Annotated in this window: 9 protein-coding genes and 1 tRNA gene; 6 read left to right on the top strand and 4 right to left on the bottom strand. The window is 72.9% G+C overall.

Going from position 1 to position 10,551, the window contains the following annotated elements; genetic code table 11:
- Window positions 1-843, top strand: an 843-nt coding sequence (locus ABYE80_RS11040) for a sorbosone dehydrogenase family protein (RefSeq protein ID WP_372790329.1), incomplete at its 5' end; no start/stop codon positions are given.
- A 76-nt stretch (window positions 844-919) separates the two neighbouring features.
- On the opposite strand, the gene ABYE80_RS11035 is transcribed toward ABYE80_RS11040, so the two are convergent.
- The 3 genes from ABYE80_RS11035 to ABYE80_RS11025 all read right to left on the bottom strand — a co-directional run bounded on the left by ABYE80_RS11035 (window position 920) and on the right by ABYE80_RS11025 (window position 2,690).
- Window positions 920-992: transfer RNA gene (locus ABYE80_RS11035), tRNA-Ala, on the bottom strand.
- A 123-nt stretch (window positions 993-1,115) separates the two neighbouring features.
- Window positions 1,116-1,727, bottom strand: coding sequence for a hypothetical protein (locus tag ABYE80_RS11030; RefSeq protein WP_372790328.1), 612 nt, complete (start codon window positions 1,725-1,727; stop codon window positions 1,116-1,118).
- A gap of 21 nt (window positions 1,728-1,748) precedes the next feature.
- A complete protein-coding gene (locus tag ABYE80_RS11025; RefSeq protein WP_372790327.1) occupies window positions 1,749-2,690 on the bottom strand; it encodes an alpha/beta fold hydrolase in 942 nt (313 codons plus the stop codon).
- A 27-nt stretch (window positions 2,691-2,717) separates the two neighbouring features.
- Between ABYE80_RS11025 and leuS the strand changes: the two genes are divergently transcribed.
- From leuS to holA, 4 genes are all read left to right on the top strand, one after another.
- On the top strand, window positions 2,718-5,186 hold the full coding sequence (leuS, locus tag ABYE80_RS11020) for a leucine--tRNA ligase (protein ID WP_372790326.1): 2,469 nt from the start codon (window positions 2,718-2,720) through the stop codon (window positions 5,184-5,186).
- Window positions 5,187-5,284: 98 nt separating this feature from the next.
- Window positions 5,285-5,887 (top strand): helix-hairpin-helix domain-containing protein, encoded by a 603-nt coding sequence (locus ABYE80_RS11015; protein ID WP_372790325.1) that lies wholly within the window; start codon window positions 5,285-5,287, stop codon window positions 5,885-5,887.
- A complete protein-coding gene (locus tag ABYE80_RS11010) occupies window positions 5,884-8,133 on the top strand; it encodes a ComEC/Rec2 family competence protein (protein WP_372790324.1) in 2,250 nt (749 codons plus the stop codon). The genes ABYE80_RS11015 and ABYE80_RS11010 overlap by 4 nt, the downstream gene beginning before the upstream one ends.
- A gap of 31 nt (window positions 8,134-8,164) precedes the next feature.
- Window positions 8,165-9,148, top strand: coding sequence for a DNA polymerase III subunit delta (gene holA / locus ABYE80_RS11005; RefSeq protein WP_372790323.1), 984 nt, complete (start codon window positions 8,165-8,167; stop codon window positions 9,146-9,148).
- A gap of 88 nt (window positions 9,149-9,236) precedes the next feature.
- Here holA and rpsT read toward each other — a convergent pair whose 3' ends face one another.
- Window positions 9,237-9,506, bottom strand: coding sequence for a 30S ribosomal protein S20 (gene rpsT / locus ABYE80_RS11000; RefSeq protein WP_372790322.1), 270 nt, complete (start codon window positions 9,504-9,506; stop codon window positions 9,237-9,239).
- Window positions 9,507-9,546: 40 nt separating this feature from the next.
- On the opposite strand from rpsT, the gene ABYE80_RS10995 reads away from it, so the two are divergent.
- The coding region (locus tag ABYE80_RS10995) for a lipid II flippase MurJ (protein ID WP_372790321.1) at window positions 9,547-10,551 on the top strand (1,005 nt) is incomplete at its 3' end.

The following is a 10,551-nucleotide window of genomic DNA, read 5'->3' as shown; positions in this document are numbered from 1 at the left end:
TACACGCGCAGCCGGCGGTTCTACGTCTCCTACACGGACCGCCGCGGGGCGCTGCGGGTCGAGGAGTGGAGGACCCGTCGCAGCTCGCCGGACAGGGCGGATCCCGACAGCCGACGCCTCGTCATCCGGATCCCGCAGCCGACGCCGACGCACAACGGTGGCCATCTGGTGTTCGGGCCCGAGGGCCTGCTGTACATCGGGACGGGGGATGGCGGCGGCGTGGGCGACCCGCGACGGGTGGCCCAGAACCGCGGATCACTGCACGGGAAGATCCTGAGGATCGATCCGCGGGCGACCAAGCGCCGGCGGTACCGGATCCCGCGAAGCAACCCGTTCGTGCGCGTGAAGGGCGCGCGCGACGAGGTCTACGCGTACGGCTTGCGCAATCCGTGGCGGTTCGCGTTCGATCGACGCACCAGCGCACTCGTCCTCGGCGACGTGGGCCAGGAGACGTTCGAGGAGCTGAACTACCGCCCCCGGGCCCGCAGCGCCGGTGCGAACTTCGGCTGGAGCGCCTACGAGGGCAACCGGAGGTTCAACCGCTCGGTGCGGGCGCGTCGGGCGGTCGCGCCCATGCACACCTACGCGCGCGACCGGGGATGCTCGGTGATCGGGGGGCCGGTGGTCCGCGACCCCGGGATCCCGAGGCTCAGCGGCCGGATGCTCTACGGCGACTTCTGCTCCGGCCGGATCAACAGCATCGTGCCGCGTGCCCCTCGCGGCCTGCGACCGCGCAGCGAGGGCCTGCGGGTCGAGTTGCTGTCGTCCTTCGCGGAGGACCGTGCGGGCCGGATCTACGCCATGTCGCTGACCGGTCCGGTGTACCGGCTGGTCGCGCGGTAGCCGCCGGCGAGCGCGGGCGCGGGGCGCACCACGAACGCCGAAGGCCGCCCGATCTCTCGGGCGGCCTTCGGAGGAGTGGAGCTAGCCGGGCTCGAACCGGCGACCTTCTGGCTGCCAGCCAGACGCTCTCCCAGCTGAGCTATAGCCCCGGGGAGTTCGTAGTCGCTGGCCATGGTAACACCGTGCCGCTGATTGTTCCTCGCCGGGGGCCTGCGATCGGGCCCTGTCGGTCGCGTGCGAGAGCGGCGCGAGGGCGTCGTGGCGTCCGGCCGTCAGCGCCGGCGTCGCTGCGGCACGTAGTTCCGCGTGAACTCCGGGATCTCGATGTCGTCGACCGGGACGTCCGAGGCGTCGACCGGAGCGGCGTCGGACCGGGAGGAGGGGGTGCGACGCGCGCTGACCCCGAACGGCAGGACCGGCTCGGGGACCGAGAAGGACCGCTCCGGCTTCGCGGCCGCGATCCGGTCGGCTGCGGTGGGCGGGGAGATCCGGTCGATGCGGCTCTGCATCTCCCGGTGCGCGTGCTGGACGTCCTTGAGGATCACGGCGGCGTTGCGGCGCAGGGACGCGCCGAGTTGCTCGAGATCACGGCTGATCTCGGTCCCGGCGCCCATGACCTCGCGCGCGGCACCACGGGCTTCGGCGACGATCTCGCGCGCGTCGGCCCGCGCCTTCTCGAGGATCTCCTCCGCCTCATCCTCGGCGGCCCGGACGCGGTTGGCGGCCGCGCGGTCGGCCTCGGCGATCCGGTCGCGCGCGCGCTGCTCGGTCTCCTCGCGCAGGGCGGCCGCGGAGCGCTCGGCGGCATCGACGATCGCCTGGACCCGCGAGTAGACCTGCGACATGTCGCCCGGGGTCGGAGTGGGGGCGTTCTGCTCCTCCATGCCCCACAGAGTAGAAGCCCTCTACAAGAGGTCGCGCAAGAACGCCACCACCGCACCGTTCAGCAGCGCCGCCCGCTCCCACTGCAGGAAATGTCCCGCTCGTGGCACCACGAACGGTCCGACCAGATCACGGAAGGCGACCTCGCAGCGCTCCGGGAAGTCCCGGTACATCACGTGGTCGTCGGGGCCGTAGAGGGCCATGGTCGGCACGTCGCTGACGCGGAAGAACCGCGGAGCCTCCGACAGGGGGATCGTGCCGACGGCGCTCTCGTAGTTCCCGAACCCGGCCCGCAGCCGGTCCGCGTCCGCGAACGGCTCGGTCATGAAGTCGACCTCCGCCCGCGTGAACCCGCCCGGGGTGCCCCAGAACCGCGAACCGTAGAACCCGGCGACGTAGCGACGGCGGCGCTCCGGGGTGTCGAGCTCCGCCGCCAGGCCGTCCGCGTCGCGTGACTGCCGCACGTAGTAGTCGGCCGCCTGGCGGACCGCCGGCGCGATCTCGTTCGAGATGCCCGCCGCGGCGTACTCGTCGGGCAGCACGGGGAGGATCGCGTTGAAGAGCACCTGGCGGACGACGAAGCCCTCGAAGCGCAGCCCGAGGTCCTGGACCGCGCCCCCGCCCAGGTCGCTGCCGACCGCCGCGCAGCGCTCGTGGCCCAGGACGTCGTGGACCAGGGCGTGGAGGTCGCGTGCATGGGCGGCGAGATCGTGGAACCCGTCCGCCGGCACGCCGCTGTCCCCGAACCCGCGAAGGTCGGGGACGATCACCTCGAAGCCCGCGTCCGCCAGGGCCCCGATGTTCCGCCACCAGATCCGCTTGGTCTCCGGCCAGCCGTGCACGAGCAGCAGCGGGAAGCCCCCGGGGTTCTCCCGCACGTAGGCGAGCTGCACGCCGGGCCGGACCTCGGCGCGATGGATCGCGAAGGCCTCCGGGTCCAGGGGCACGGGGGCGGCGGTGCTCATCGTCGCAACTCTATTGTTGGGGGCCCGATGAGCGACCACCGTTACGACCCGTCAGAGATCGAGCCCCGCTGGCAGCAGGTGTGGGAGACCGAGCGCACCTGGGAGGTCTCCAACGATCCCGACGACCGGGACAAGAGCTACGTCCTGGAGATGCTGCCCTATCCCTCGGGCGAGCCGCACATCGGACACCTGAAGGTCTACTCGGTGGGCGACGCCGTCGCGCACTTCCAGCGCCGCACCGGCAAGCGGGTCCTGCACCCGATGGGCTACGACGCGTTCGGCCTGCCGGCCGAGAACCACGCCATCCGCACCGGGCAGCATCCGCGCGACTCGACGGCGGCCGCGATCGCCTCGTTCCAGAAGCAGTTCCGCGAGTGGGGCATCAGCATCGACTGGACGCGGGAGTTCGGGACCCACGAGCCCCGCTACTACCGCTGGACGCAGTGGATCTTCCTGCAGCTCCTGGAACACGGGCTCGCCTACCGCAAGGACTCGGCGGTGAACTGGTGCCCGAACGACGCGACGGTGCTCGCCAACGAGCAGGTGGTCGACGGGCAGTGCGAGCGCTGCGGCGCCGAGGTCGAGATCCGCCAGCTCGAGCAGTGGTTCTTCCGCATCACGGACTACGCCGACCGCCTCGTGGACGACCTCGACACGATCGAGTGGCCCGAGCACGTCAAGACGATGCAGCGCAACTGGATCGGTCGCTCGGAGGGGGCGGAGGTCGTGTTCCGCTGCGAGGAGCTGGGCATCGACTATCCGGTGTTCACCACCCGCCCCGACACGCTCTTCGGCGCGACGTTCTTCGTGATGGCTCCGGAGCACCCGGACGTGGAGCGTCTGGCGAAGGGCACCGGACACGAGGAGGAGGTGCGCGAGTACGTCAACCGCGTGCTGACGCACGACAAGGAGGAGCGCGGGTCCGCCGACCGCGAGAAGACCGGCGTCGCGCTCGGGCGCACCGTCACCAACCCGGTCAACGGCGAGCAGATCCCCATGTACGTCGCCGACTACGTGCTGATGGAGTACGGCACCGGCGCGATCATGGCCGTACCGGGTCACGACGAGCGCGACTACGACTTCGCGACGAAGTACGGCCTCGAGATCCGGCGCGTCGTGGAGGGCACGCCTGAGGAGGGCGGCGACGAGCACGGCCTCCCGTACCCCGGTGACGGGCCGCTGGTGAACTCGCATCCCGACTTCGACGGGATGCCGAACCGGGAGGCCCTGCGCGCGATCGTCGACTGGCTGGATCGCGAGGGCAAGGGGCATGCGTCGGTCAACTACCGCCTGCGCGACTGGCTGCTCTCGCGCCAGCGCTACTGGGGCTGCCCGATCCCCGTCGTGCACTGCGAGGCCTGCGGCATCGTCCCGGTCCCCGAGGACCAGCTCCCGGTCGTGCTGCCCGACGTCGAGGACTACGCGCCGAAGGGCAAGTCGCCGCTGGCCGCCGCGGAGGACTGGGTCGCGACGACGTGCCCGCGCTGTGACGCGCCGGCCCGCCGCGAGACCGACACGATGGACACGTTCGTCGACTCCTCGTGGTACTTCCTGCGCTACTGCGACTCCGCCAACGACGAGGCGGCCTGGGACCCGGCGGTCGTCGCCCAGTGGGCCCCGGTGGACCAGTACATCGGTGGCGTCGAGCACGCGATCCTCCACCTCCTGTACGCGCGGTTCTTCGTCAAAGCGCTGCACGACCTCGGCCATCTCTCGCACCAGGAGCCGTTCGCGAAGCTCTTCACGCAGGGGATGATCACCAAGGACGGCGCGAAGATGTCCAAGAACAAGGGCAACGTCGTGGCGCCCGGGTCGATCGTCGCCTCGCACGGCGCGGACACCGCGCGCTGCTACATCCTGTTCATCGGACCTCCCGACCAGGACGCGGACTGGTCGGACAAGGGCCTCGAGGGCGTGCACCGGTTCCTCTCGCGCCTGTGGCGCCTGAGCGCGGCGGTGGCCCAGGAGACACCGGACCACCCGATCCCGGACGACATCGACGGTGACGACCTCGCCCTGGTCCGCAAGGCGCACTGGGCGATCGAGAAGGTCACGGGCGACATGGCGGGGCGTTTCGCGTTCAATACGGCGATCGCCGCGGTCATGGAGTTGACCAACGAGATCTCGCGGGCCTACAACGACGGGTCCCCGTCACCGGGCCCGCTGCGGTTCGCGCTGACGACCGCGGCCTCGCTGCTGTTCCCGTTCGCGCCGCACACCGCCAGCGACGCGTACCACCTGCTCACCGGTGAGCGGGTGTGGGAGGAACCCTGGCCGGCGTCCGACCCGGTCTACCTCGACGAGGAGACCTTCGAGCTCGTCTGCCAGGTCAACGGCAAGGTCCGCGATCGCGTGACCGCGCCGTCGGAGGCCGGCGAGGACGAGTTGAAGGCGCTCGCTCACGCGTCGCCGAAGCTCGCTCCCCACCTGGACGGGAAGACGGTCGTCAAGGAGATCGTCGTCCCGGGGAAGCTGGTCAACATCGTCGTGCGGTGAGGTGCGCGGCGGCGTGACCGCACCGCCCACGCAATCGGCACACAGACGTCGCAATCACGGGGTCCCGCGGCACGCGATGGGACCTAGCCTCGGTGGGCGTGAACGAGGTGCCGAGAAGCCACGTCCTGCTGTCGGTGCTCGCGGTGGCCGCGATCGCGTTCCTCGGGGCGCGGGCTCTGCGACCCCCGACGCTGCCCGACGCGTCCGGGACCGGTGCCGGCGTCTCCGCGACCGCGGGGCAGCGCGCTCCCGTCGTCACGCGCGAGCAGGGCGGGAGGGTCGTCGTCCACGTCGCAGGTGCCGTGCGGCGCGCCGGGGTCTACCGGCTGCGCGAAGGGCAGCGGGTGGCCGACGCACTCCAACGGGCGGGGGGTGCGGGGAAGCGTGCCGACCTCGACGCCGTCAACCTCGCGGCCAAGGTCACGGACGGCCAGCAGGTCCTTGTCCCGGCTCGAGGGGCGACGGGCACGGCGGGAGGTGCGGACGCCGCCGCTCCCGGCGCACCGGACGTCCCGCTGAACCTCAACACGGCGACGCTCGAGCAGCTCGACACCCTCGACGGGGTCGGGCCGGCGACGGCGCGGAAGATCCTGGAGGAACGGACGCGCCGCGGCGGATTCCGATCGGTCGACGAGCTGGGCGGCGTGCCCGGGATCGGACCCAAGCGGCTGGCGGCGATCCGCCCGCGGGTCCGTGTGTGAGCGCTGTCGCCGAGCACCTCGGGCGCCACCCCCGCCACGTGGTGCTGACGGCCTACGTGCTCGGCCTCCTGCTCGTGTGGACACCCGCCCCGGCGGCGGGCGTGGCCGGGCTCGTCGCGCTCGTCCTCGCCGGTCGTCGGCTGCTGATCGGCCTGACGCTGGTCGCCCTGCTGGCCGGGCTCGGGGTCGCGCAGCACCGTCTGGGTCAGCTGAGCAGCTCCTCCCTCGTACCGCTGATGACCGCGGCCGCACCCGGCGCACTCGACGTCACGGTCACGGCCCCGGTCCGCAGCACGGCGCGGGGAGGACGCACCGCGCTGGTCGAGTTGCGGGGTGAGCCGGTCCTGCTGCGCCTGCCGCGGGCGGACCCGCCGGGGGCCCAGGGCTCAGGGGGCCCGCGCCCCGGCCACGTCGTGCGCGTCACCGGGCGCCTGACCCCGCCGGACCGGCACGCCAGGCTCGTCCGCGCCCACGCTGTGCTCCGGGCGAGGACGGTGGCGGCGACCGGGGATCGCCGGGCCGGGCTCGCAGGAGCGCTCGACCGCGTGCGCGAGCGGTCCCAGCGGGCGTTCGCCTCCGCGCTGCGCCCGGACACCGCGGGCCTGCTGCAGGGCATGGTGCTCGGGGACGACAGCGCGATGCCCCTGGACCTGAGGGAGGCGATGCGGACCTCGGGGCTCGCGCATCTCGTCGCGGCCAGCGGGCAGAACGTGATGTTGCTGGCCACCCTCGTGTTCTTGATCGGAGGCGCGCTCGGGACCTCCTGGCGGTCGAGGATCCTCGGGGCGCTGGCGCTCACCGCGCTCTACGTTCCGCTGGCGGGCGGCGGCCCCTCGATCCAGCGGGCGGGCGTGATGGGGGCGGCCGGCCTGCTCGCGGCCCTGGCCGGGCGGCCCTCCTCCAGGTGGTACGCGGTGCTCCTGGCGGCCGCCGTCACGCTGACCTTGGATCCGCGCGCGTGCGGCGACGCCGGGTGGCGGCTGTCGTTCGCGGCGGTCCTGGGCCTGCTGGCCCTCGGACCGCCACTGCACGCCGGACTCACGGACCGCGGTGTCCCACGCCCCCTCGCCGACGCGGTGGCCACGACGCTCGCGGCCACCGTCGCGACCGCGCCGGTGATCGCGGCGACCTTCGGCCAGACGTCGCTCGTGGCCCTGCCCGCCAACGTGCTCGCGGCGCCGCTGGTCCTGCCGGTCATGTGGGTCGGGTTCGTCGCGGCGGCCATCGCCCAGGTGTCCGCCGCTGCTGCGGCGTGGCTGGCCGGCCTCGCCGCCCTGCCGCTGCACGGTCTCGTCCTGGTCGGCAGGCACGGCGCCGAGGTGCCCGGCGCCACGGCGGCCGCGCCCGTCTGGGCCGTGGCGGCGGTGTGCGCGGTCGTCGCGGTCGCGATCCGGTGGCCGCGGGCGCGCGCCCCCGCGCCCGCGGCGCTGGCGGGGCTCGTGGCGCTCGCGCTCGCCCTCGCGCCGCGGCCCGCCCCGGTGCTCGGGCCTCCCGCCGGGCTGCGCATCTCCTTCCTGGACGTCGGACAGGGGGACGCGACCCTGCTGCAGCACGGGTCCCGCGCCGTGCTCGTCGACACGGGACCGCCGTCCGGCCCGGTGCTCGACCGACTGCGCCGGTTCGGCGTGCGGCATCTGGACGCCCTCGTCCTGACCCACGCCCAGAGCGACCACGCCGGTGCGGCGGTCGACGTGCTGGAGGCGATCCCGACCGACATCGTGCTCGACGGTCGCGACGGCGCGCCGTTCCCGGAGGGCGCCGGCATCACGACCGCGGCCAGGCGCGCCGGAGCACGGTCGGTCGTCCCCGACCGGGGACAGGTCCTGAGGGTCGGTCCCATCGCGCTGCACGTCCTCTCCCCGCGCCGCGAGCCCGCCGCGTGGCACGCCGGCGCGGACCCCAACGAACGCGCGATCGTCCTCGAGGTGCGGTGCGGCGACACGCGCGCCCTGCTGCCCGCCGACGCCGAGTCCGACGTGCTGAGGGGGCTCGACCTCGCCGGCATCGACGTCCTCAAGGTCGCCCACCACGGCAGCGCGGACCCCGGGCTGGCCGACCTCCTGGAACGCCTCCGGCCCCGGATCGCCGTCGTCAGCGCCGGTGCCGGGAACCCGTTCGGGCACCCGCGGCCGGAGACGGTCCGCACGCTGCGGGCCGGGGTGGCCGTCGTGCGTCGCACCGATCGTGACGGCACCGTGGTGCTCGACGACGCCCCCGGCGGGACCACCGTGCGGAGCCTGCGGTGAGGCCGCCGTCCCGCCGCCTATCCTTCCGTCGGTGAGCACGCCGTCCGCCGCCTGGAAGCCCGCCTATCTGATCCACGGCGACGATCACGGCCGGATCACCGAGCGTCGCGCCGGCCTGCGCGCGCGGGCCGAGGCCGAGAGCGACTCGGGCGGCATCGAGGTGTACGAGGGCGACGACGCGACCCCCGAGGCCGTGGCGGCCGCCCTGTGCGCGATGACCTTCGCGACGGGGCGCCGCTTCCTCGTGGTGGAGGGTGTCGAGCGCTGGAAGGACGATGCGGTCAAGCAGCACCTCGCCCCGGTGCTCGCATCCGCGGACCCGCAGACGACCGTCGCCTTCTTCGGGCGTGAGGACGGGCGGGCCAAGGTGCCGGCCGCGCTCGCCAAGGCCGTCACGGCCGCGGGCGGCGTGGTCCGGGCCGAGGCCGCGGTCAAGGGCAAGGAGATGGTGCCGTGGGTGCGCGGGGAGGCGGGCCGGCACGGCATCGAGCTCGACGGGGTGGCGGCGGCCACGCTGGTGGCCGAGGTCGGGGAGCGTCAGCAGCGGCTGGTCCGTGAGCTCGAGAAGCTCGCGCTCTACCACGGCCGCGGGGCGCGGCTGGGGGAGGAGGAGGTCCGCGCGCTGGCCGCGCCCTCCTCGGAGACCCAGATCTGGGGCTTCGTCGACGCGGTCGCCGGTGGTGACGGTCGACGGGCGGTACGCGAGTACCTCGTGCTCCGGGAGCAGGGCGAGTCGCTGCCCCGGCTGGTCCCGATGATCGCCAGGCGCGTGCGCGAGGTGCTGTCGATCGCGCGGCGGCTGGCGGCCGGTGAGTCGCCCGCGCAGATCAAGCCGACGCTGAAGGGCAGTCCCTGGGCGGCGGACCGGCGCATCAAGGAGGCGCGTGGCGCGGACCCCGACCGGTTGACGCTCGCGCTCGAGACCCTCGCCGATCTGGAGCTCGACACGCGCGGTGGCAGCCTGCTCGATCAGGAGACCAGCGCGCTGCTGGCGATCGGGCGCATCACGTCCTGATCCGGGACCGGGCGGCGAACGCGAAAAGGCCCGCCGGAGGCGGGCCTGAGGACCGGTGTGTGCGACGCCCCGAGCGGGGAGCAGCGTCCTACGCGGACGGCTGGCCCGCGCGAGTGCGGGCGGCGCGGCTCTTCTTGCGAGCCCCGGTGTTCTTGTGCAGCGCGCCGCGCTTGACGGCCTTGTCGATCGTGCGGACGAGCTCGAGGTGCTCGACGTCGGCCGTCGCGTCGTCGCCGGCGGCGACAGCGGCCTCGAGCCGGCGGAAGTAGGTCTTGATCTTCGTCGTGTAGCGACGGTTCTCGAGACGCTCGCGCTCGGCGCGCAGGATGCGCTTCTTCTGGGAGTGGATGTTGGCCATAACCGGCGCGGGATCATAGCGGTCCGTAGCATCCCCGCGCGTGACGCCCGAGGCCCCCGCCCAGAACGCTCCCTCCGAGGAGCCGCCGATCGCGGAGGCAGCCGCGTCCCGGGGGCGCGCGATGGCGCTCAACACGGTCATGTTCAGCGCCCTGACCGGCCTGTCGCGGGTCGCCGGTCTCGGGCGGGAGATCGTGGCGTCGAGCTACTTCGCCACCTCGGGTGCCTTCTCGGCCTTCACGATCGCCTTCCAGGTGCCGAACGTGGTGCGCAGCCTGTTCGCCGATGCGGCGCTCAGCGCCGCGTTCGTCCCGGTCTTCACGGAGTTGCTGGAGGAGGGGCGCAAGGAGGAGGCGTTCCGGCTCGCGTCGACCCTGTTCTGGATGGTCCTGTCGGTCCTGGGGGCGATCACGGCGTTCTTCATGCTCAGCGCCGGCGTGCTGATGCCCCTGTTCACGGGACCAGAGTTCAGCGGGCCGCTGGACGACCTGACCGTCGGCCTGTCCCGGGTCCTGTTCCCGATCGTCCTGTTGCTCGGCGTCAACGGGTTGCTCGTCGGGATCCTCAACGCGTACGACAAGTTCTCGATCCAGGCGCTCTCCCCGCTGATCTGGAACATCGTGATCCTCGCGCTGCTGATCGGCACCAAGCCGTTCTTCTCCGGCGACGACGAGCTGTACGCCTACGCGATCGGCGTCCTCATCGGCACGAGCGTGCAGGTCGCGATGGCGGTGCCGTCGCTGCGGCGGATGGGGTTCAACATCGCCCCGAACTTCCACTGGCGCAACGAGCGGGTGCGGCAGGTGCTGCGGCTGATGCTGCCGGTCACCATCGGGCTGGGCCTCATCAACTTCAACCTGCTGATCAACTCGGTGCTCGGCGCGCTGGTCAGCGAGCAGGCGCCTCGCGCGATCGACGCCGCCTTCCGCATCTACATGCTGCCGCAGGGCATGTTCAGCGTCGCGGTCGCGACGGTCCTGTACCCGGCGCTGAGCCGCTTCGCGGCCCGCCGGGACGCCGACGGGCTGCGGGCGCTCACCGCCAAC

It is taken from the genome of Paraconexibacter sp. (assembly GCF_041602235.1).
Lineage (GTDB): Bacteria > Actinomycetota > Thermoleophilia > Solirubrobacterales > Solirubrobacteraceae > Paraconexibacter.
Note: the sequence above shows the minus strand (reverse complement) of the source record. Positions and strands in the feature narration are given on the sequence as shown.

Bases quoted from the DNA above. Each gene is read 5' to 3' on its own strand.
- ABYE80_RS11030 (WP_372790328.1), bottom strand. From the start codon at position 1,727: ATGGAGGAGCAGAACGCCCCCACTCCGACCCCGGGCGACATGTCGCAG.
- ABYE80_RS11025 (WP_372790327.1), bottom strand. From the start codon at position 2,690: ATGAGCACCGCCGCCCCCGTGCCCCTGGACCCGGAGGCCTTCGCGATC.
- rpsT (WP_372790322.1), bottom strand. From the start codon at position 9,506: ATGGCCAACATCCACTCCCAGAAGAAGCGCATCCTGCGCGCCGAGCGC.
- leuS (WP_372790326.1), top strand. From the start codon at position 2,718: ATGAGCGACCACCGTTACGACCCGTCAGAGATCGAGCCCCGCTGGCAG.